Below are 21,603 nucleotides of genomic sequence, written 5' to 3'. Positions count from 1 at the left end.
GAGGCGGGGAAAATTCTTATCAGGTGGATAGTTTGTCGTCATATTAGTTCATTTTTATTTCCAAAACTTCAATCTTTATTCAAAATTTCAAAACTATGGGCAATTTACTGCAAGGTTATAATCTCCCTCGGTAAAGGTGTAGGTGAATTTGTAATGGCCCTCATCAATTTTTTCGATTTGATAACTATTTACATTAATTAAAGTATGTTCGCTTGTTTCTGTTGAAGTAAAGCATTTTTCTCCAATTTTTATTGTAACGGGTATTCTATTTTCTTCCGTTAAATTTATCGGGAGTGAAAAATTATAGCTGTCTGGTGAGATCGTTTTAGGCCCAATCCCTTTAACCTCAAAATAATATTCCCCTCCATTAGCTTCAATTGCGAATTTTTTCTTGGGATAGTCCATTACTATTTTCTTGCTTGTTGAGTTTATATAATGGAATTCAGCATATTGTGCATAATCGACTCTTTTCTTGCAAGAAAAGCCAAAAAAACTCAAGCTAAAAACCCCAAGTAGTAAATAGCGCATCCAAATTGTTTTCTGTGTTATTGTCATAGTTATTTCTAATGTTGATTTTCCGATCTGTACCATTAGCAGCTATATCGAGTGCATTTTGGTTTAAAATTATAAGCGTAGACGACGTATCGATTGTTTCTTTATTGCATCATTAACACGTTCTTCTATAAATTTATTAAACTCTGTTTTGTGATACAAGTTTTTGAGAAGTGAGTTCTTCTAAGCTTTATTTATTACATCTTGATTTGACAAGCTTAGGTTATGCCTGGATAGTTAGCGAATTGTATCCCGAGGCTCTTGAATGGTTCAGCACCTTGTGTAATGATCAGGAGTGCTTTCGATTTCGACAATAGTGAAAATACTAATGGCTGTGGGATCTTTTTTCAGATGTAAATTGTACCACCTTACTTTCGGGGAACTAGTATTGTCTGATGGTTGATGATGATTGAGCGGCCAATCGTGGGGATGAAAGTCAAAAAACAGCACGGTTTTTAAAACTTAACGTTTCCCTTAAATACCATAGATAGTGATATCAAATTACTTTATGTTAGTATTAGAGTATGATGGTGCACCACCATTTTTGAAATAGATGATTTTCAAATAAGGATTATCGTAAATTTGGACTAAACAAAATCTTATTTATAAAGTTGTAGATGTTAATTTAAATCAGATCATATCGTGAAATCCTTCCTCAAAAGAATCCTTTTTTCAACTGTTGCTTTCATAGCTTTATCAGCTCATGTTTATGCCGTAAAGCAGTCATTTTATTATCAGATTAAAGTATATCATTTTAAAACTGATCAACAGGAGAAAATCATTGATGAGTATTTAAGAACTGCGTTTTTGCCCGCTTTGCACACCGCAGGCATTAAGGATGTTGGTGTTTTTAAACCGATTGCCAAAGATACTTCAGATAGGCTGATTTACGTTTTTATACCGCTTAAAAAGCTAACGGATCTGGATAGAATCAATACGACGGTTGGCAAGGATAAAGCGTTTGCTGAAAAAGGAAAACTTTATTTAAATGCGTCATATAATGAACCGCCGTATACCCGTATAGAATCAATCATTTTGAAGGCTTTTGCTTCGATGCCAGAATATTCGCTTCCAAAACTCACTACACCTAAAAATGAACGGGTTTATGAATTAAGAAGTTACGAAGCGGCAACGGAAAATCTTTCCCTCAACAAAATTGAGATGTTCAACGATTATGAAGTTGCAATTTTTTCAAAGTTGAATTTCAATGCTGTTTTTTATGGGCAGGTGATTTCAGGTGGTAAAATGCCTAATTTAATGTATTTGACAACTTTTAATAATAAGGCCGATCGAGATAGCCATTGGGCAGCTTTTGGTCCTGAATATAAAAAGATCAGCGGTTTGCCTCAGTATCAGCATAATGTGTCCAAAAACGTCACCTTATTTTTATATCCAGCAGATTATTCTGATTTCTAAACAGACAGGCTTTTCCCTCTTTTAGAAGAAGGCTGATGTTAGTAGTTCAAAGATGAATCGCTTAAGTTAACCCTCTATTTTTGACTTCTGCGGCAATAGCTTTGCTGGTTTTTTGGGCCTTAATGATCAGGAACACAAAAAATAAAGGGAAAAAAGTAAAAAATCCAAGCCCGTTTTTTGCTGAGCTATAGATCGCAACGCCCACCAAAGCACCAATAAGTATACAGGTAATAATTAAACTCGATTTTGCTGTTTGATGTTTTTTAAGAAGCTCTTGGTCAGATAGCTGCTTGATTTCCTGTATAGTAATCATAAGGTTAAATTCGATATTGTAATTTACACCATTTAAAATTTCCTGTTTGCCTGAACCACTCGACTAAAATTTGAGGGCGATTGTGCTATCTAATTAATCAGCTTGATCAGTGCCATTGAAAAACCTACCAACACCGAAATAATTAAATAAGAGACAGGGATCATTATTGCTCTTAACAGTTTTGATCTCCTTGAATAACCATAGCCAGTAAAAAACTGGTTATAAAACCAAATACTGTAAAGGAAGCCACCTACCGCTACAAATACATAATAGAAGATTAATAGCGTAGGGATATGCGTGTAAAATATCGTAACTACTGTAAATATTAAAGCAAGAATAAGCTCTACTGCTGTCTTGTAAGAATTCAAGACCAGGTGTTCGCTATAATTAAGTTTAGCTTTTTTGAACCAGAAATAGCTAAATAAAGAGTAAAGGGGGATTAATATCAAAATGATCACCTTTGGGTATTTGGTGGCGAAACCCTCATAGGCACTCATTGTCTGCTTACTGTTCAATGGCATGATGTCTGATAAATGGATTTTTACATATGGCGATAGTAAACTCGAAATGGCCAGTAAAAGAATAATCAAGGTCACAAAACTGAAAAACCTCACCCTTTTTCCCTGAATGAATTCTCTCACGCTATCACCCGGTCTTAAAATCAGCTCTTTTAGTGTAAATAAGACTCCTTTATCAATATGCCAAACACCGTGAATCAGATCGTGTTCCATGAAATGAATTAATGAATAGCGATGAGTGCTTGCTTTTTGCCCGCAATTTGCGCAGTAAGTCCCAGAGGTTTCCGACTGACAATTTAAGCAGGAATGTAGATCTAGATGTTTCGAGCCTTCCACTGTCAATTATTTCTGTTTTTTATAGCAGTATTAAGTTGACTAACTCTCATCAAGATAGGTATCATCACGAGCAGGCAAACTGGAACGATAGCCAGTAAATATGCATTATGTTTGGTAAAGGTTAAGTACAATGCTAAGCTTATGGCTACAGCCATTACCAGCGCATATCCTATAGCAACGCCTTTCATCAGGTTTCGGTGTTTTTTTAGTGATTCGATACTTTGATCTGAAACTTCAGTTTTCATTCGTTTATATTTATTGTTAAAGGCTTAATTCTAAACATTTTATCCTGCTCACCATGTTGGCTTAATAGAGGAACACCATAATTTTTCTGTTAAAACAAGATTGGTAGTGTTTCCGTTTTAACGTCATATCATTCGTTAACGGGCGATGCAAATTCTTATCTGGCAGCATGCTATTCTTCAAATGTTAATCGTTTCATCGTAAAATGTACCAACTTTATTTAACCGAGAAAATCTCATTCAGTACAAAGCTAACGTTATCCAAAACTGTAAAAATGGGTTTCAATAGTAGGTGATGCCTTTACGAATTACGTAAAAATTATAGGGTGCTTCTAGTTATTAATTTCCCAATGCCTGCTTCAAATTTATCAAAATATTATTATATCTCAACATTGAGAGTTAAATTTATTTTACGTTTGTCAAAATCTTAAACAGGTAACAATTTTTTAAAGGAAGGCAGAGATGAATACGGTGAACAAGAACCGATGAGGAATCATCTATCGTTAAACAAAGCCCATAATTTATTCTTGTGATTTTTTAGTTTGGTTCAATAAACACTCAGCTTTCAAGCTTTAGGTTATCATTAGGCAGAAATGAAACAGCCTTTTGTTTAATAGGTAGAAGCTTTGACGGTGCCATGAAAAAAATGCAAATTGCAGCAAAGTTTATTCAAATGGCAAGAAAAGTAACGGATGGCCCGGTCAGGAACAAGGAACGTACCAAGAAAAATCTGGTCGATGCGCTTGGAGAAATTTTAAAAAAAGATGGTTTCTCGGGAGTGAGCATCAGTAGGGTTGCTGAGAAGGCAAAGGTGGACAGAAGATTGATTTATGACTATTTCGGTGGATTAGAGGGCTTGGTGAAAGAATACCTCAATAACAAGGACTATTGGAAAATTAGTCCGGATGAAATCACTGAGATTGTTGAATCGAGTAAAGTAGATGCTGGGAAAGCATTTGCCTACCAGGTTCTGGAAAACCAGTTCAATAGCCTGATGAGTAGCGAGGAAATGAGACGGATCATTACTTGGGGGCTGAGCGAAAAGTCACCTGTTTTAAAGGAATTAGACTCAAAGCGAGAGAATATTGGTGATCAGCTACTGCGTGAGATCTTCGATAAAACCTTCAGTGACAGTGATAAGAATTTTCGGGCAATTTATGCGATATTGATGGGTGGAGTGTATTATCTTACACTTCATAGCAATATGCAGGAAAACCCTTTTTGTGGTATCAACCTTCAAGAGCCATCCGGTCAGGAAGAGATTAAAAAAACCCTCAAAGCAATTGTCGAACTTGCATACACTTGACCCGTTGCATATCAAACTGAATATTAAATAACGTTAATTTAATCCTTTAAGAATAGGGGAGTAGATTAAATCATCGAGTTTTAAGTGTATATTATTATTCCTGAAGTCAAAGATTGCTTTGAACCTTTTTAAGATTTTATTACATAAGACAATTTTATTTTGAATCGCTTAGCCTCACCGCCAGGTTTATTTTTTTACAACCACAATCTTTCGGATAAGGGCAGCCTGGTTTCCATTGGTCAGCGTAACCACACTGCCGTTTTTCCAATATTGTGCTGTTCCGGATGCTCCAGCATCACTGTAACCAGCGACGTAAATGTCGGAGCCTACCACAGCTATGGATTGACCAAAGGCACTTTGAGGACCATTAGATAAAGCGACTGGCACCCCGTTTTTCCAATATTTGGCAACTATGGCATTACTTCCGATGGCTGAGCCAGCAATGTAAACGTCACTTCCACTCACTGCAATAGCAGTACCTCTTACATCGGCAGAACCATCATTGATAAGAACTGGTGCCCCCAGGTTTTTGCTGTAGCGAGTTTGAGACTGCCCTGAACTATTGTAGCTTTCAGACCATGCCATATAAAGATCGTTCCCCGATAGTGTTAAGGCCTGATCGCCGGCTGTTCTTGTTCGATCAGAAAGATCGGTTAATTGTCCGTTCTTCCAGTAGCAGGTAATCGGAGTCAGCCAATCAAGATTTCGTCTTTCGCCTATCACATAAACGTCACTGCCTACAAGGGCAATACCCGATGCAATAGCCTGTTGGTTTTCGTCGGTAAGCACTACCGGCGTTCCATTCTTCCAGTACTTGGCCTGATAGGTTGTTCGCCCGTTAGCGATTTCGTGACCGGCAATGTAAACATCGTTTCCTTGTATAAAAATATCATTGGCATAAGCGTCCCTGGTGCCATCGGTGAGTGATATTGCTCTTCCATTTTTCCAGTATTTTGCTACATATTTTCCAGCTGCATTAATTTCATATCCTACTATATGCACATCCGATCCCAATACCACCATTGCATTTGCATCAGATGAGCCTGAGCCGCTTCCCAAAGTTATGGCATTGCCGTTTTTCCAGTATTTAGCCACATAGCCTTCTCTTCCTGCGGCATAAATGTCAAATGGTGAAGAATCGGGGAGATCCTCAATGCTTCTTTTTTTACATGAGGTGAAGAGCGTAATCAGTAAAAGGAAAAGTAATGCGTTTTGTATCGGTTGTTTCATAAAGATGATATTGGTGTTAGCTGAACAGCAATAACTGGATTTGGTTTGGATTATTTTTCTTCGATCGACGGTTTCAAGGATGAATTTTTTAATACTCAATCTTTATAAAACGAAGATTTATAAATGATACAAACCAGAAAAGCTGATGGCCCTGCAAATCAATGAAATATATATTCGTTCAAGTGTAGCATAAACACATCTGTTCTCGTTTTGATGATAAAATACTAAACCAAAAACCAATGAAAAATATCGCTCTAAAAAACAGTCTTTTATTATTGTTCTTCGTCTCAACTATTTTTCTCAGTTGTAAAAAAGACCTTGGTGTCATTCAACCTAAACCAGTAGATTCTTTTCTTCCAATGCAGGTTGGAAACCTTTGGTATGCCAGCAAAGAAAACTACACGGAAATTCAAGATAGCACGCTGATCAATGGTAAGCTGTTCTACAAGTTTTTCTCCTTAATTGGAGGAGATGGGATCAGTATTTCTTATTTGCGTATTGATGAGCAAGGTAAACTTATCGCTAGTGATCCAAAATATCCAGACTTGAGGGTTATACGAGCCGACTTTAGTGCAAAAGTTGGTGATGTGTTTTTTACCATGGGGTCGGGTACTGATACCGACCAACAGGTTACCGTTACCGAAAAAACAGATTCCGAAATGCGCTTTTCATTCGATTCCATTTATCATCCGAATTTGAAAGGACATCCCTTTGTGGTCGGTTATATTAAGGGGCAGGGTTTTCCAGGAACCTGGACGAAGCTTCGCATTAACGGTGTTCAAATTAAATAACGCAACATTACAACGCTCCAATCAAAATTGAAAATGGCCACAGATGAAGATCTGAGCCATTTTTATTTAGTTTTTTTTATTATTTGTTCTTTCTCAGATCTGTAAATTCCGCTGCTTTGTTTTTAGAAGTTTTCTTCAGCTTAAACTGATCAAACACTTCTCCAGATGCTTTGTAAGCCGTATAGTTCAAATCGTCACCATTTACAGAAATGATTTGGAAGAGCTGCGTATCTTCGGCAAAAACATCCATCCATTTTGGGTTAACATCCACCTTGTACATCTTCGGTCCAGCTACTGAAACCACGTACATCGGTCCGCCTACTTTGCCCGAAGTTCCAAAAGGCAGGTTTTGACCACGACTATAGGTGTGATCATGTCCTTGCAACAATAAATCGACATGGTATTTATCAAAAAGTGGTTTAAATAATTCTCTGAATTCTTTATTATCACGCCCTTTTGCCGTAGAATAAATTGGGTGGTGATAAGTGATCATTGTCCATTTTTTGGGATTATTTTTCAAGACATCCTCAAGCCACTTTGCTTGCAATTTTAATGAGGTAGAATCCAGCACAATCATTTGCGAGTTGAGCGAGATTACCCTCACATTCGAATAATCTATATAATACACTGATTCTTTTAACTGTTCAGGACCGTTTTCTGGTAGTGTGTATTGCGCCTGCCAATGCGGATCTAAAGTTAACGTACGCTGCTCATCTCTAAAATATTCGTGGTTTCCCGATGATGGAATACTCGGGATCATCCCATTGATAAAACCTCCACCAAAGTGCCACTCGCCCCATTCATTATCGTTGTTTGATCTGTTGATCAAATCTCCGGCATGAACAATAAAACGGGCATCGCCATGTGTGGCAAAGGCCTTTCTAATTACTCTCGACCATTTTGAACGGATATCGTTCTGTGCATCGCCAAGGTAAATAAAAGAAAAGGGCTTGTCTGTAGCTGGTGCAGTTTTAAACTGAAACCATTCACTCCAATTTTTACCATCGCCAACCCGATAGGTGTATAAACGATCTGGTTGCAAATCGCTAAAAGTGATGCTGTGATAATTTGCCGATTGGTATTCTTTGCCTTTTAAAGTAGAAGTGACTGCTTGATATTCCTTCGCATCCGGCTTTTCTAATTTTGGCGAACTGCTTTCCAGCAAAATCTGCCCGTAGCCTATACTTACTGTGCTATCTGTTCTCCAGGTAACCGACTGAGTGGTTTTAGGATCGCCAGACCAGGTGAGGATGATCCGATCGGGAAAAGGACCTGCGTTAAAATTTTGTGCCTTAACCTGGTTGTAAATGGCGGTAGATATTAAAAGGCTTATGGATAAAATAATTTTTTTCATTTTCATTATTGGAAAGGAGTGTATTTGAAGCCGAGATTGGCCCATGATGAATAATATTTGTGGTCGTTCGGGCGTCCATCACCATAATCGAGTATGATTTGGGCGTTATTGATGTTGCTGATTCCCATGAAAAGGGAGAACTTTTTGCTGATCTTTTGTGATGCTGAAAAGTCTAACTGCACTCTACCTTTTTCCATCAAATCATTTGCTTGCACCTCTGCCAGTTCGGAGATAAAAGTATCGTAGAAATTCACAGAAATACGACCAGAGAAACCATATTTCTCATAAGACAAAGAAGCATTTCCAACCTTCGGGCGCATAGATGGGAGTCTAACCGTTCTTTCGCTAACTATTCCAGGAACAGTAAACTTAGATTGAATTTGAGTAAAGTTACCGTAGACACCAAAGCCATTTAAGAAACCTGGTAAAAAGGTAAGCTGTTGCTGCCAGGCAATTTCATAGCCGTAAACATGCGCATTAGCACCATTAACGGTTTGTGTTACCTGATAGCCATTAAACTGCCCGCCTACCTGGGTGTAAATACTTTCGAAAATATAGTTTTCTATGTTTTTGTAAAATACACCACCCGAAATTAGACCAAGGGATTTTAGATAATGCTCAAATAAGAAATCGACATTTGTGGATGTCGCTTGATCAAGATTCGGATTACCGATTTTCATCCGTTTTCTTCGAGGTTCCACTTCCTGCCACGGTACAAGATCGTAATAACCAGGACGGGAAAGTGATCTGGTTACTGCAGCCCTAAAATTGGTTCTCGAATCCAGAGCATATTTTAGATTTAAACTCGGGAAAAATCCAGCGAAAGATGATTTCGTGTTCACCTTATTGGTACTCACATAATTACCGGTGTTATCAAAATTTACAATATTTCCATTGTAATTGAAACCGGTGCGTTCGTAACGCAAACCAGCAATAATATCAAACTTGTTTAAGGTTAGTTTTCCCATTCCGTAACCCGCGGCCAATGTTTCGCTACCATTGTAAGTATCTGGGTCGGTGTTCTGACGGATATAGGTGGTGTTATCTACAAAAAGTGATTTGTTGTTTTGGTAATATTCTTCTACCAGATAACCATCGGCAATTGCTCCCGAAAGGTTATAATTGCCATCGAAATATTTCTCACGCTCATAGTTTCCAAGGAAGTTGGAAAGCGATAGTGTCCCTGTTTTTAAAGTATATTGATAATAATCTCTGGTGTGGTCGTCTTCTTTATACTTGTAGCGTCCTCCAAACTTGACCATCAATTTATTTTTTTCGCTCAGATCGAAAGTGCGTTGCAAGTTTGCCGATGCCTGACCATCTTTGTCATGGGCAATCTGATGGCGGTTGGTGTAATAGTTTGTTTTATAATTTGCGGCATTGTTGGCATCTACATTTCCAAAATCAAATTGAGGGGCTCTAGGATTAGATACATCCAGCGCAGCTGAAAGACCTGTATTGCTGAAATAACCATCAAAATATAGCGGTTGATCGTATAAACCGGTGGAGTAAGTAAAGTCTACGTTCGCTTTCCAGTTATTAAAATCGGTTTTATAGCCTAATGAGAAACTGGTCAAATCGCGGTTGTAATTTCTCGGCGAACCACTCGAACCAATGTTTACACCGGTTACGTGGTTGATATCGGTGTAATCGCCAATGCTGTAACTTTTCGTTCCTCTGGTTTGAAGTTCATAAAACTTATTGAAAGATCCTCGCAGGTAAATCTGGCTTTTCTCCGTAGGGAAAAAATCGAGCTCTGCTTGCAAGCCCAGGTTTTCACGTCTTAAATCAGAACCTTCAAGTTCTAAATTGGATAACAACACTTTTTCCTGTCCATTAATTTCATAGGTATCATAATCTTTTTGAACGCGATCTTCGCCTCTAAAGCTCTTGCTGTAATTAACCCCGGCAAGGTATGCCCATTTGTTATTTCGCTTTCCGTAGGTGATGGAACCATCGATGTTTTGCTTATCTAATAAGAAATTATGACCGAATGAACCTTTTACCTGAAGTTGTTCCTGGCCCTGTTTTGGTGTTTTAGAAATAATATTTACCGATCCTGATGTGCCATCAGCATCCATATCTGGGGTGAGCGTTTTGTTGACTTCAATGGCTTCTACCGTAGAAGATAAAATTCCATTTAAATCTATTTCCCTGGAACTTGTGGAAGTGGAAGGCAATCTGTTGCCATTCAGCGTTACCGAGCCCATAGATTGATCAAGCCCTCTGATGATGATGTTTCGCGGTAATCCGTAACTGTAATCCATGGCAATTCCAGGAACTCTTTGCATCGCCTCACCAACTGTTGCATCCGGAAAACGTTCAATTTGTTCTTCAGAAAGCACATATTTAATGTTATCTGCATTTCGCATGCTACTTAATGCAACCGCCTCTCCACGTCTAATCCCATTAATGGTGATGCCTTTCATGTCGTTATTCAATCCCGAAATTTTTAGCTCAACATTGGTGATTTTTCCATCTTCAATACTTACTGTATACTCACTGGGCGAATAGCCAATATAATTTACGGCCAGAACTGCTTTACCTACCGGCACATTATCGATAATGAAATAGCCATTTACATCCGTGATAAATTTTCTGTTGGCGCCTTTTAATACCACAGTTGCATAAGGTAAAGTTTTATCGTTCTCCTTATCCTTAATATAACCCACTATTGATCCGGGTTTTGCAATCTTCCGCACCTGAGGTTTGCTTTTAATCATCACCATTCCATTTTCTTCAATCATGATCAGTGAATTTTTTTGCAGTAATGATTCAAGAATTATTCTGGCAGTTTTCTGGCGATCGATAACAGTTACTTTGTTTTCGGTAATAGCAGAATTAACGTAAACAAAGCTTACGCCTGTTTTATGCTCAATTTCTTTAAAGGCAACTTTCAATGAAACGTTTTTCAGTTCAAGGTTTATTTTTCTATCCAATCCGGTTTGTCCATTGGCCGAAGAAGCCTGCAACAGGTTGATAAAGAGGATAGAGGTAAAAGCGTAAATCAAGCTTATTCGCATAATTATTTTCACAGAGCGGCTAGCCCCATTAAAATTTTTCATAAATTTGGGTGTGTTTAAATGTTCGTATTTATTCATATTTCCAGATCAATCGACGGTTCGTGGCCATTGATCGATCCTATTAAGGCCGTTTCCTATCTGGGATCGGCTTTTTAGTTTCCGTTACATGCGTTTCCTCCTTTTACATAAATAGTTTGATCGATTTGTTTGATATTGATGTTCATTACAGTTTGTATCGTTTTGAGAATCGTTTTTAAATCCTTATTCTCGAATGTAGCATTGAGCTTACAAGAGCTTTGTTGATACCCTTTGGTGTCAAAGTTTACTTTGAACCTTCTGGCTATGGTTTCCAATGCCTCCATTATTGGCGTTTCGTCGAAAATAAGCGTACCACTTCGCCAAGCATCTACATCGTGATTACTTGTTACCGCAGCAAATTGTCCCGTTTGGTTGTCGAAGGAAATCTGATGATCCGGCAGGAGAAAGATGGGAGCAGAAGTTGGCGAACCGCTCTTCAATACGCCGACTTTACCCGTTTTTACCCCGATTTGTATCTGCTTTTCATTTTGGTATGCCCTAATGTTGAAACTTGTGCCAAATACAACCGTTTTAATTTTACGGCTTTCTACCACAAAAGGTTTGGTTGGTTGGTGTTTCACATCAAAAAAAGCCTCGCCCGATAGCTGAATAATCCTTATGGAATCTTTTAACATGTCTTTCTTGTACCGAATCGAGCTACCCGCATTTAGATTTACTTTTGATCCGTCTGGAAGATTAATCTCCAGTAGCTTTCCTGCCGCTGCGGTTTGAGTAATGTATGTTGAGGTTTGTGGAATAATACTTTTTCTGTAGAACAAGCTGCCCAGCACCAATAAGGCACCAATACTGGCAGCAGCCAAACCATATTTCCAAACCGACCGCAGTGTTAGTTTTGGAGCAGTGTTGGAATGTTCTAACTCAAATTGAGGAAGATCTTCACTTTCTTCTGGCATGAGCTGCCCAGTCATTTCCAGATTTTTTCCGCTTCGTTAAAGGTATTTTGGTGTTCAGGATCTTCTTCAAGCCAGCTATTTAATGCCTGCCGGGAATTGATCGTCTCTGTATCTGTAAATCTTTTGATGATGTTATTCCAAATTTCGTCTTTCATGGTCGTTTGTAGGTACTCATGATGAAGGACAGATTTGAAAGCAGAAAATACGGGCTGGCTAGATTAAGCTTCTGTTAACTGTTCGTTACAGAAATGTTTAGCCTGCTCATGGATAAATCTCATGCTTTTTGCGAGATGATCCTCTACGGTTCGGTGCGAAATCTGCAGGAGTTCTGCAATTTCTGCGTAACTAAAACCCTCTATGCGGTGCATCCGAAAAACCAGTTGACGCTTTTGTGGTAATTGCGAAATGGTTTTTTGTAGAAAGTCCATTTGTGCAGATTCGGAAGGTGGAAATACTGCGGGTTGCGAAAGATCAGAAAGAACCGCTAATTCCTGGCTCTCCAGGTATTGAATTTTTTTCCTTTTGTTGCTGGAGATTTGATTGAGTGCGGCATTTTTTACCGCTTTAAACAGATAACCCTTTATATTTTCGATATCGTTTTTCTGGCTACTGAGTTGTAAAAACACATCGTTGACAATGCTGCTGGCTTCTTCAGAATCGTTGAGATAGTACTCGGCGTAACCGCGAAGCAAGATCGACCAGCGTTTATAGAGCATTGCTAAGTCGCCAGAATGATTGTTCTGGTGCTTTATTTGCCAATTTTTTAAAGAATTTTCCACCAGGTGCTTGTCGGCACAAAGATGCCTGCGACGTATTACCAGGATATTAATGCAATGTTATCTGTTTGGCTTTTTTGATGGATTGAAATTCGGAAATTGTTGGTCATCAAACCTGAATATGCGTAGCATCGTTCAAACCCTAAATATGGTTTTTAAGAGCTTAAGGTTTGTCAATGCAAAGAAAATATAATAGATAGCTAATTAAAAAAATATCAAACTTGCAATTAGCTTTTTTTTTGGTATTACGTAACTCCTAACGATGATTTGTTATCCGCTAAATATTTTATTTCGGTTCAAATATCGTTTTAACAGTATCTACCTTCAGTCTTTCTTTTAACCACGAACGTATGCGGAGCTGGTTTGTAGCTGTAGGTATTTTCGAAACTTCGGCGCTAAAAAGTGTTAATGTATCTTTAACTGGCGTATCCAACCGGTTGATTACGACATGAGAAAGTACGTAGCTCTTGATTTCTGGAAAAAGGGGAATCAATTCGGCCCTAATCTCTGGCAACGGCTGAGAAAATTTATCAATTTTGACAGTTTTACCGGGTTGTTGTTCCTTTTTAAAAACATCTTCCATAATACTCGCCTTTATTTGTGAGAAATCAATTTCTTGCCGGGCGTTAAGTCCTTGTCTTATTTTTAAGTTCGTTCCTTCCAGCTTATACTTTTTAAGATTACCTTTTAAAGTATTTATAAGTTGTTGTGGAAGTTCGGCGCCAATTAACAACAAGTCTATCTCTTTTTCGCCTTTTGAGTAACGAAGGTTTCGGTTAATCACCTGTGTTGTTTTGAAATTAAACTGTTCACGAATGAAAGTCTGCGCATTGCTTTCAAAAATACTTTTCTGTACAATGCCATAAGCGAGATAAATGCTTGGAATAATAGTGACAAGAACACTGATAAGGATATATCTCGATACTTTTTTCTCTACCCCGGGGTCTTCAAAATGTTTTTTATCGAACTTTAAAAAACGTACAATAAGATAAGTAGAGATACAGATAAAAATACTATTGATAAAAAACAGGTAAAGCGCACCAAAAAAATAAAGCCAATTGCCCATTGCAAGGCCGTAGCCAGCTGTACAAAGTGGCGGCATCAGCGCTGTTGCTATAGCTACGCCCGGTATCACATTACTTTTTTCTCTCCTTGTGGCGGCTATAATTCCTGCAAGTCCTCCTGTAAAAGCAATGAATACATCCCAAATAGAAGGAGTGGTTCTGGCTAGCAGTTCGCTCTGCGCCTCGTGTAGCGGGGTAATATAAAAATATATGGTTGAAGTAATAATGCTAATGATCGTGGCAATGAGTAAGTTTCTTCCTCCCTTTTTAACGAGGTCAAAATCATTCGTTCCAATTCCAAGGCCTATACCCATTATTGGACCCATTAGCGGTGAAATCAACATTGCACCAATAATCACTGCTGTGGAATTCACATTCAGTCCTACAGATGCAATAATGATCGCAAAGATAAGTGTCCAGAGTGGGCCACCTACAAAGATGGAGTTTCTTGAAATCGAATCCACCACTTCACTTTCATTGGCCTTATCAATGTGCAAATTGAAGCGTTTTGCAATGAAAATTTTTATCGCTCCTCGTATATCGTCACTTTTATTTTCCATATTATATTAATTGTGTATAGTAAGGGTTTCAATCCCCGCCCGTTTGGTTGATCTCAGGTATGTTATTATTTTGTGTTTGCTATATTCAATTTTTCTTGGTGATCATTTAACCTCATTAATATTTTGAACTCTTACCCCGGGCATGCGGCTGAAAATATCCTGCATGTATTTTCTATGGTTTGCACCTGCAAACACTACCACTGTTTTAACACCTAAGTTTGTGTGCTCTAGATTTGAACGAAAATATTGGGAGTAAAATGAATACATATTTCATGTTTAAATTTTTGCGGACCAAAGGTTAAAATGATACAAAGAAACTTGAATTAATAGCAGCACAGTTGGTCGATGGCATCTTCAAGTGATAAGGCTTTCGAGTATGCACAACGATAGTTTGGAGCGCTAAGAGCACATAGAAGAGAAACTGTAGACTTAATTTTTCCATAGCTAATGGAGTTAAAGATAAGAAATTTCGCAGCAAAGAGATTTATTGTGAACCAACTTTCTAAACCCTGTAGGTTTATTATTTTCTAGACTATGTTGATAAACAATTTTCTTTATGCTAAATAATTTAGTAATTTTTGCCTTATGAATTTCAAGGCAGCAACAACGTTAAAAGAATTAAAAATCGGGAGTGAAGTGGTCGTGATTAGTGGTGTTAAAGGTGAAGAAGGATTATATAGAATTATGATTAATCAATCTTTTAAAGGTTACATACAAAAAAGAATGGGTGAATTTTACCGCATCGACGGTTCTAGCATCCACGATCTTATCTTCGCAAGGATTGCGAATTTTATGATGAGTGAGTAATGTTTCTTAGCCAGCGTTTTCATCAGCTGATGAAGGGACAGCTTCAAATATTTATTCCTTAAGGTAAATATTAATCACTTTATCCAAATAGTGATGGATGATCAGGCAAGTAAATATCGATTACTATTCAGCTTGACTGTGAAAGAGGCTGTATCATAAATAAAAAATGTCATCCTGAGCCTGTCGAAGGGCTTGCGAAATATGCTTTTTGAGGCGTTTCGACAAGCTCAACGTGACAAGATTCAAAGATAAACTGATTTATGAGACAGCCTCTGCAGTTAGAAAAAGATTTTTATGTACTAGTTTCCTGGATCTTTCACCTTTTCCACTACATCCTGGATGTTTTGCGGTAAGTTAGAAAGCAAGTTGTAGCCTGTAGCTGCTTCGATGTCTCTTACGGATACTATGTAATCTTTCCAGCTTGCACTGGTGCTGTTGATGTTGGGTGTATTGATGGCGATTACCCTGGTTGAAGAAGTTACACGACTTAAATCGTTATCACCTGTTTTCAAAAGTACAGCCACTTTCCACACGTTTGCCGGAACAGTTACTTTTCCGCTGTTGATGGTATTGACTACCGATGCGCTTGCCGAACCAATGCCACCGGTGCCATAGCTTCCCATAATCACATAAACTTCATAACCATTTAATGCCTGGCCACGAAGGTAACTTTCAAAAGATTCCCAGGTTTTCTGGTTGTTGTTTGGTGCTTGCGGGATCATGTTGGTCATTAAAAAAGTTGCGGAGTTGGCAGTGCTGGAACTGGTACGGTCACCGCTCGGACAATTGTGCCCTCTATCGAAACCAGAGCCAGAATAGCTATTGCTTTGCACCTGGTACCAATTTGTTGGGAGTCCGGTGTATGAAGCGAAATCATCTTTTCTGCTTGCCGTTCCATTGAAGTTATTTGGATCTAAATGCCAGCTTACCCAGTTCGGAATACCGCGGGTCATGCTATAACTTTCTACATAATATTTTTGATCAATCAGATAATTCTCTGCGGAGACAACTGAAGCGAGGGCGCCGGAAGGATTACCAAATAATAAGTTGGAATTATCGCCTCCTGCAGGTGGGGCATCAGCACCAGCTTCTGGTGTTCCTCTTCCAGGAGTTGGGGTAGTGGAGTTTCCGTTATCCGCAGGATCAGTATCAGGCACACCTACCGTAATGCCTGGATCGCCAGTGCCTTTAAAAATAATGTCATCAATATTGATTCTTGTGGTACCGGCTTTTTTAATCTGAAAACGAATTTTACCGGTGGTACTTACTTTGAACGAATCGGTTACCAAAGTAGTGCTGGTTTCGGCAATATCTGCACCCGTCTGGGCGTAGGTTTTGCCACCGTCTGTTGAGGCCAAAAGTTGCCAGATGGAGTTGGCATCTGTACCGTATTTGGAATGAGAAACATAAATCATTTTAGCGCCTGCGATGTCAAAGTTCATGGAGAGGTAACCCGTTCTCAATCTCACCGATTTTGCACCGTTTTTGGCGTCGGCGGCAAGGTTGCCGATCAGGGCATCACTCATAGTCCATTTCCCTGTTAAAAGCTGAACACTGTCTAATGCGTAGGCGCCTTTAGTACCAGATTCGAAAGTTTCGGTAATGGCATAGGTTGTAGGTGGTTTGGATGGGAGGGTTGGCTCGTCTGTAATGTTGGTTTTTTTCGAACACGCGGATAGCAGCAGGATTGCGACAAATCCGGAATAGATTGGGATGTTTTTAAATTTCATTGTTTTTTAAATGTCTATTGGGATGCGTTAATTAGATCATTTAAAATAAAAGGCGAAGGTATAAACAAAATGGACTCGTAGCTCAGTTAGTTCTCAACAGCCGAAAGTCTGGTAAGTAGCGTCAGGACATTGAGTGGTCATCCGTTTAAAAGTTTTGATAACTGTTAATTTGAGATTGTAAATCCATCCGCTTTATTAAGGAGTTCCGATTGATGAGGTATCATAAATACATTTTATCTTTACGCAAAACGTAGCTGCGGTTTATGGACGAAAATGTCATCAGTGCTTTAACTGAACTGGTTGATTTTGATCAGGAGGAAATCCTTCTGTTTATGAAACGCCTCAAACGGCGAAATGTAAAGAAGAATGAATTTATCCTAAATACCGGGGATATTTGCAAGTCTATGGTTATTATCAATCGTGGCGGATTGCGATATTTCACCGTCACTGAAAAAGGCGAACAAAGCCATTGGTTTGCTTTTGAAGGCGAGTGGCTTGGTGACTATGAAAGCTTTTTGACGCGGCAACCTTCGGCCAGTTTTATCCAGGCCCTGGAAGATACTGAAATTTATTGCCTCAGCTATGACGATATGCAGGAGCTTTATTCACTGGGTGCCAGGTTCGAGCGCTTTGGAAGATTGATTGCCGAAAACCTTTTTATCAGTATTGGGCGCTCCCGGTATGATCTCGCCAATTTGTCTGCAGAAGAGCGATATCTTAATCTTATTAAAGCCTACCCAAAAATATTACAAAGAATACAAATCCAACATGTGGCCACCTACCTGGGCATACACCCTCAAAGTTTAAGTCGAATCAGGAGAAATATTGCGGGCAGGAAAATTTAAAACGTTAAACGGAAATAAGTAACCTAGGTTATTTTTGCATGCTTTTCTTTTAAGCAATTTTGCCCCAATGAAAACATTGTTGAATTTAATCAGGCATCGCCAAAGTGCTACTCAGTTATTATTTTATTGTGGTGTTATTCACCTGTTGTTGGCCCTGTTTTTCCTGATCCTATTGCCCTTTGAAAACCGGGTAGTGCTGGGCATCAATTTATGGATCAAGCCACTTAAGTTTGCGCTTTCCATAGCCATTTATTCGCTTACCTGGGTGGTATTGCTGGGTTACATCGAGGGAGAGAAGATTAAAAAATATTTTGTCAAGTTTACTGTTTTTGCAATGAGCTTCGAGATGCTGTGTGTTGCCACTCAGGCGGCGAGGGGCGAGCTATCTCACTTCAATCAGACAGGCACCTATAATATCATATTATATGCGTTGATGGGGGTTGTTATCGTTTTACAAACGATATTTTCGCTCGCTTTATCGATCCGGTTTTTTAAACCGTTATCATCAGCATTACCCGAAACTATGATTTGGGCCATTAGATTAGGGTTAATTATCTCTATTTTTTTTGCTTTTCAGGGTGGCTTTATCGGTCAACGGATGGCGCATACCGTTGGCGCTCCCGATGGTGGGCAGGGAATTTGGTTTTTTAACTGGAGCATAAAGCATGGAGATTTAAGAATAGCACATTTTTTTGGCTTACACGCTTTACAACTTTTGCCTGCCTTCGTCTGGATTTTCAGAATCATAAACAAAGTTCCAGTCATCGTCTTTGGGGTGTTTTATTTTGTTTTTGTAAGCTTGCTTTTTTATTATGCTTTGCTCGGTAATGGATTCGCATAAAGAATTATTAAGTCTTGTTTTGATATTGAAACAAAAAAGAGACAATCGTTATTATGGATAGTTGGAAGATAATTGACTTTAATATTTTTATATTCGAGCCATTGCTAAAACGATTGATGTGATTTTATTTGCTCTTGAGCCTATATTTTCCATCAAGCTTTTATTAACCAAATCAAACTAATCAGGCATCAAATAGCAGCATCAAAACAATGAATAAATCCATAAGCACATTAATTCTCCTTTCGTTCATATTCACGCTGACAATACAAGTTGTTGCTGCAGCAGAAATAATTGGTCTTCAATGTGATCATTTGGTGCGGCCCATTGGCATCGATAATCCAGAGCCAAGGCTATCGTGGAAGATGAATGACGATAGAAGAGGCGCTTTGCAATTAAGCTATCAAGTTATTGTGGGCACTGATTCGCTTAACCTAACGGGGAAGCTTAATGTTAACTGGGATTCGGGTAAAATATCTTCAGGTAGCAACTTAGTAGTTTACAAGGGTAGGGCTTTGCGGCCGTTTACAAAGTATTACTGGAGGGTTTTGGTAGCTGACAAAGATAATAAATTGGTTTCGTCAACGATCTCGAGTTTTGAAACAGGTATGATGGGGATGGAAAACTGGCGAGGCACCTGGATTAGCGACAGAAATGACGTTGATACCAGACCGGCACCGTATTTCAGAAAGGTTTTTGATTCCGGTAAACAAATCAAGTCCGCAAGGGCCTATATTGTTGCATCGGGTTTGTACCAACTTTATTTAAATGGGGAAAAAGTAGGTAATCATCGGTTAGATCCCATGTATACCCGTTTTGATAGAAGAAATTTATATGTAACTTATGATGTTACATCACAGCTTAAACAGGGAAAAAATGCGGTGGGTGTGTTGCTGGGGAACGGCTGGTACAATCATCAGGCATTAGCGGTTTGGAATTTTGATAAAGCACCGTGGAGGGCACGGCCGACTTTTTGCCTCGATCTTCGGATTACTTACACCGATGGTTCAACTGATATCGTAACCTCAGGTAATGATTGGAAAACAAGTTTGAGCTCCATTATATCGAACAATATTTACACCGCCGAACATTACGATGCCCGCCTGGAACAAAAAGGCTGGAACACCATAGATTTTGATGATTCGAAATGGAAAGGTATCACTTTAAGGGCTTCTCCTTCCCGAAACATTGTTGCACAAAGCATGCATCCCATTCGGAACGTAGAGGAAATAATGACAAAAAAATTGCGCAAATTTAATGATACTACCTATCTTTTTGATTTGGGAAGAAACATCGCAGGCGTATCAAAACTAAAAGTATCAGGGCCAGAAGGAACAGTAATTCGGTTAAAACATGCAGAAAGGTTAGATTCGAATGGTCGTGCAGACTTATCTAACATCGATGTTTATTATCGCCCTAAAGATGACAAAGATCCCTTCCAGACCGATATTTTTATTTTAAAAGGTAGCGGAGAAGAAGAGTTTATGCCCTTGTTTAATTACAAAGGTTTTAGGTATGTTGAGGTTACCTCCAGCAAGGTTATTAAGTTGGAAGAAAAAAGCTTAGTGGGTTATTTTATGCACAGCGATGTACCTGCGATAGGCAAAATTTCATCATCAAACCCATTAATTGATAAAATTTGGTGGGCAACAAACAACTCCTATTTATCAAATTTATTTGGCTTTCCAACAGATTGTCCCCAACGGGAAAAGAACGGATGGACGGGCGACGGGCATTTTGCTGTAGAAACCGGCCTGTATAATTTCGACGCTGTAACGGTTTATGAGAAATGGATGGGTGACCACCGCGATGAGCAGCAGCCAAACGGTGTTTTACCAGATATCATTCCAACAGGCGGATGGGGTTACGGCACCGCAAATGGGACCGATTGGACCAGCACTATTGCCATCATTCCCTGGAATATTTACCAATTTTATGGCGATACTAAAGCGCTTGCAGATAATTATAAGAACATTAAACAGTATGTAAATTATATCAACAGCACAAGTAAGGATGGTTTAACAAGTTTTGGCAGGGGAGATTGGGTACCCGTAAAATCTACATCGAACCTGGAGTACACCTCATCGGTTTATTTTTATGTGGATGCTGATATTTTAGCGAAAACGGCAAAACTGTTTCATTACCAGAACGATTATTTAACCTATAGCGCATTGGCGGCGAAAATAAAAAAAGCCATCAATGATAAGTACTTCAATTCGGCAACCGGAATTTACGGTTCGGGTGTGCAAACAGAATTGAGCATGGCTTTGCAGTGGAATATAGTAGCTGATACCGATCGCCAGCGGGTTGCCGAAAATTTGGCAAAAAGAGTAGCTGCAGATGGTATGCACATAGATGTTGGCGTTTTAGGGGCTAAAGCGGTTTTAAATGCGCTAAGCGATAATGGACAAGCCGAAACGGCTTACAAGCTGGCCTCGCAGGATACTTACCCGGGCTGGGGTTGGTGGATTGTAAACGGTGCGACTACCTTGCTCGAAAACTGGGATATGAAAGCCACAAGAGATATTTCTGATAACCATATGATGTTTGGTGAAATAGGTGCCTGGTTTTTTAAAGGGATTGGCGGTATCAAAATCGATGAACAAAATCCTGGGTTTAAAAACATTCTTTTACGACCACATTTTGTTACAGGTTTAGATCATTTTACGGCCAGTCACGAGAGCCCTTATGGCACCATTTTATCTTCATGGAAGCGGAATGCCAAGGGTGTTAAGTACGACGTTAAGGTTCCGGCGAATGCTACAGCTAATGTTGAAATTCCTGTTATCAATGGAAAAAAAGTATACTTAGATGGAAAGCTGATTGCTAATAACATTAATATTTCAGCCGGTAGCTATTCTTTCGAAGTGAGGTAGCTTGTTGTTGATCATTGTATTATACGATTGAAAA

Annotated in this window: 19 protein-coding genes; 7 read left to right on the top strand and 12 right to left on the bottom strand. The window is 38.9% G+C overall.

The features are described from left to right. Positions 1–93: 93 nt before the first annotated feature. Positions 94–555, bottom strand: a complete 462-nt coding sequence (locus ACZZZC_RS17425) for a hypothetical protein (protein WP_463483312.1) — start codon at positions 553–555, stop codon at positions 94–96. Between the two features lie 639 nt (positions 556–1,194). On the opposite strand from ACZZZC_RS17425, the gene ACZZZC_RS17420 reads away from it, so the two are divergent. Then, on the top strand, positions 1,195–1,968 hold the full coding sequence (locus ACZZZC_RS17420; protein WP_463483311.1) for an NIPSNAP family protein: 774 nt from the start codon (positions 1,195–1,197) through the stop codon (positions 1,966–1,968). Between the two features lie 61 nt (positions 1,969–2,029). On the opposite strand, the gene ACZZZC_RS17415 is transcribed toward ACZZZC_RS17420, so the two are convergent. From ACZZZC_RS17415 to ACZZZC_RS17405, 3 genes are all read right to left on the bottom strand, one after another. Beyond that, positions 2,030–2,281 carry a hypothetical protein gene (locus tag ACZZZC_RS17415; RefSeq protein WP_463483310.1) on the bottom strand — a complete coding sequence of 84 codons (252 nt, stop codon included), beginning with the start codon at positions 2,279–2,281 and terminating at the stop codon, positions 2,030–2,032. Between the two features lie 89 nt (positions 2,282–2,370). Then, positions 2,371–3,012: a DUF3667 domain-containing protein gene (locus ACZZZC_RS17410; RefSeq protein WP_463483309.1), complete on the bottom strand. Its 642-nt coding sequence runs from the start codon at positions 3,010–3,012 to the stop codon at positions 2,371–2,373. Between the two features lie 125 nt (positions 3,013–3,137). Continuing rightward, entirely contained in the window at positions 3,138–3,380 is a 243-nt protein-coding gene (locus ACZZZC_RS17405) for a hypothetical protein (protein ID WP_463487775.1), read from the bottom strand. Positions 3,381–4,014: 634 nt separating this feature from the next. On the opposite strand from ACZZZC_RS17405, the gene ACZZZC_RS17400 reads away from it, so the two are divergent. After that, the gene (locus ACZZZC_RS17400) at positions 4,015–4,683 is read left to right on the top strand and encodes a TetR/AcrR family transcriptional regulator (RefSeq protein WP_463487774.1); all 669 of its coding nucleotides are present in this window, start codon (positions 4,015–4,017) and stop codon (positions 4,681–4,683) included. Between the two features lie 186 nt (positions 4,684–4,869). Here ACZZZC_RS17400 and ACZZZC_RS17395 read toward each other — a convergent pair whose 3' ends face one another. Beyond that, positions 4,870–5,913: a hypothetical protein gene (locus ACZZZC_RS17395; protein ID WP_463483306.1), complete on the bottom strand. Its 1,044-nt coding sequence runs from the start codon at positions 5,911–5,913 to the stop codon at positions 4,870–4,872. Positions 5,914–6,152: 239 nt separating this feature from the next. Here ACZZZC_RS17395 and ACZZZC_RS17390 point away from each other — a divergent pair, with 239 nt between their 5' ends. Continuing rightward, a complete protein-coding gene (locus ACZZZC_RS17390; protein WP_463483305.1) occupies positions 6,153–6,704 on the top strand; it encodes a hypothetical protein in 552 nt (183 codons plus the stop codon). A gap of 79 nt (positions 6,705–6,783) precedes the next feature. Here ACZZZC_RS17390 and ACZZZC_RS17385 read toward each other — a convergent pair whose 3' ends face one another. From ACZZZC_RS17385 to ACZZZC_RS17360, 6 genes are all read right to left on the bottom strand, one after another. Further along, a complete protein-coding gene (locus tag ACZZZC_RS17385; RefSeq protein ID WP_463483304.1) occupies positions 6,784–8,058 on the bottom strand; it encodes a purple acid phosphatase family protein in 1,275 nt (424 codons plus the stop codon). A gap of 5 nt (positions 8,059–8,063) precedes the next feature. Beyond that, on the bottom strand, positions 8,064–11,123 hold the full coding sequence (locus tag ACZZZC_RS17380) for a TonB-dependent receptor (RefSeq protein WP_463483303.1): 3,060 nt from the start codon (positions 11,121–11,123) through the stop codon (positions 8,064–8,066). A 110-nt stretch (positions 11,124–11,233) separates the two neighbouring features. Continuing rightward, positions 11,234–12,088: a FecR family protein gene (locus tag ACZZZC_RS17375; RefSeq protein ID WP_463487773.1), complete on the bottom strand. Its 855-nt coding sequence runs from the start codon at positions 12,086–12,088 to the stop codon at positions 11,234–11,236. Then, on the bottom strand, positions 12,085–12,228 hold the full coding sequence (locus ACZZZC_RS17370; protein ID WP_463487772.1) for a hypothetical protein: 144 nt from the start codon (positions 12,226–12,228) through the stop codon (positions 12,085–12,087). The genes ACZZZC_RS17375 and ACZZZC_RS17370 overlap by 4 nt, the downstream gene beginning before the upstream one ends. 63 nt (positions 12,229–12,291) lie before the next feature. Beyond that, positions 12,292–12,852, bottom strand: a complete 561-nt coding sequence (locus tag ACZZZC_RS17365; RefSeq protein ID WP_463483301.1) for a sigma-70 family RNA polymerase sigma factor — start codon at positions 12,850–12,852, stop codon at positions 12,292–12,294. A gap of 283 nt (positions 12,853–13,135) precedes the next feature. Next, positions 13,136–14,473, bottom strand: coding sequence for a TIGR00341 family protein (locus ACZZZC_RS17360; RefSeq protein ID WP_463483300.1), 1,338 nt, complete (start codon positions 14,471–14,473; stop codon positions 13,136–13,138). 585 nt (positions 14,474–15,058) lie between these two features. Here ACZZZC_RS17360 and ACZZZC_RS17355 point away from each other — a divergent pair. Further along, positions 15,059–15,280, top strand: a complete 222-nt coding sequence (locus ACZZZC_RS17355) for a hypothetical protein (protein WP_463483299.1) — start codon at positions 15,059–15,061, stop codon at positions 15,278–15,280. A gap of 299 nt (positions 15,281–15,579) precedes the next feature. Here the strand turns inward: ACZZZC_RS17355 and ACZZZC_RS17350 are convergent, their stop codons facing one another. Then, complete coding sequence (locus ACZZZC_RS17350; protein WP_463487771.1) at positions 15,580–17,010, bottom strand: DNA/RNA non-specific endonuclease; 1,431 nt, start codon at positions 17,008–17,010, stop codon at positions 15,580–15,582. A gap of 263 nt (positions 17,011–17,273) precedes the next feature. Between ACZZZC_RS17350 and ACZZZC_RS17345 the strand changes: the two genes are divergently transcribed. From ACZZZC_RS17345 to ACZZZC_RS17335, 3 genes are all read left to right on the top strand, one after another. Beyond that, entirely contained in the window at positions 17,274–17,855 is a 582-nt protein-coding gene (locus ACZZZC_RS17345; RefSeq protein WP_463487770.1) for a Crp/Fnr family transcriptional regulator, read from the top strand. 67 nt (positions 17,856–17,922) lie between these two features. Beyond that, positions 17,923–18,696, top strand: a complete 774-nt coding sequence (locus ACZZZC_RS17340; RefSeq protein WP_463487769.1) for a hypothetical protein — start codon at positions 17,923–17,925, stop codon at positions 18,694–18,696. A gap of 209 nt (positions 18,697–18,905) precedes the next feature. Continuing rightward, positions 18,906–21,569 (top strand): glycoside hydrolase family 78 protein, encoded by a 2,664-nt coding sequence (locus tag ACZZZC_RS17335; protein ID WP_463487768.1) that lies wholly within the window; start codon positions 18,906–18,908, stop codon positions 21,567–21,569. Positions 21,570–21,603: the final 34 nt, after the last annotated feature.

The organism is Pedobacter sp. AC212 (assembly GCF_979258625.1).
This window is presented reverse-complemented; position numbering and strand designations above follow the sequence as displayed.

Bases quoted from the DNA above. Each gene is read 5' to 3' on its own strand.
- ACZZZC_RS17405 (WP_463487775.1), bottom strand. From the start codon at position 3,380: ATGAAAACTGAAGTTTCAGATCAAAGTATCGAATCACTAAAAAAACAC.
- ACZZZC_RS17350 (WP_463487771.1), bottom strand. From the start codon at position 17,010: ATGAAATTTAAAAACATCCCAATCTATTCCGGATTTGTCGCAATCCTG.
- ACZZZC_RS17355 (WP_463483299.1), top strand. From the start codon at position 15,059: ATGAATTTCAAGGCAGCAACAACGTTAAAAGAATTAAAAATCGGGAGT.
- ACZZZC_RS17410 (WP_463483309.1), bottom strand. From the start codon at position 3,012: ATGGAACACGATCTGATTCACGGTGTTTGGCATATTGATAAAGGAGTC.
- ACZZZC_RS17385 (WP_463483304.1), bottom strand. From the start codon at position 8,058: ATGAAAAAAATTATTTTATCCATAAGCCTTTTAATATCTACCGCCATT.
- ACZZZC_RS17375 (WP_463487773.1), bottom strand. From the start codon at position 12,088: ATGACTGGGCAGCTCATGCCAGAAGAAAGTGAAGATCTTCCTCAATTT.
- ACZZZC_RS17345 (WP_463487770.1), top strand. From the start codon at position 17,274: ATGGACGAAAATGTCATCAGTGCTTTAACTGAACTGGTTGATTTTGAT.
- ACZZZC_RS17425 (WP_463483312.1), bottom strand. From the start codon at position 555: ATGACAATAACACAGAAAACAATTTGGATGCGCTATTTACTACTTGGG.
- ACZZZC_RS17390 (WP_463483305.1), top strand. From the start codon at position 6,153: ATGAAAAATATCGCTCTAAAAAACAGTCTTTTATTATTGTTCTTCGTC.
- ACZZZC_RS17370 (WP_463487772.1), bottom strand. From the start codon at position 12,228: ATGAAAGACGAAATTTGGAATAACATCATCAAAAGATTTACAGATACA.
- ACZZZC_RS17380 (WP_463483303.1), bottom strand. From the start codon at position 11,123: ATGAAAAATTTTAATGGGGCTAGCCGCTCTGTGAAAATAATTATGCGA.
- ACZZZC_RS17335 (WP_463487768.1), top strand. From the start codon at position 18,906: ATGAATAAATCCATAAGCACATTAATTCTCCTTTCGTTCATATTCACG.
- ACZZZC_RS17395 (WP_463483306.1), bottom strand. From the start codon at position 5,913: ATGAAACAACCGATACAAAACGCATTACTTTTCCTTTTACTGATTACG.
- ACZZZC_RS17400 (WP_463487774.1), top strand. From the start codon at position 4,015: ATGAAAAAAATGCAAATTGCAGCAAAGTTTATTCAAATGGCAAGAAAA.
- ACZZZC_RS17340 (WP_463487769.1), top strand. From the start codon at position 17,923: ATGAAAACATTGTTGAATTTAATCAGGCATCGCCAAAGTGCTACTCAG.
- ACZZZC_RS17360 (WP_463483300.1), bottom strand. From the start codon at position 14,473: ATGGAAAATAAAAGTGACGATATACGAGGAGCGATAAAAATTTTCATT.
- ACZZZC_RS17415 (WP_463483310.1), bottom strand. From the start codon at position 2,281: ATGATTACTATACAGGAAATCAAGCAGCTATCTGACCAAGAGCTTCTT.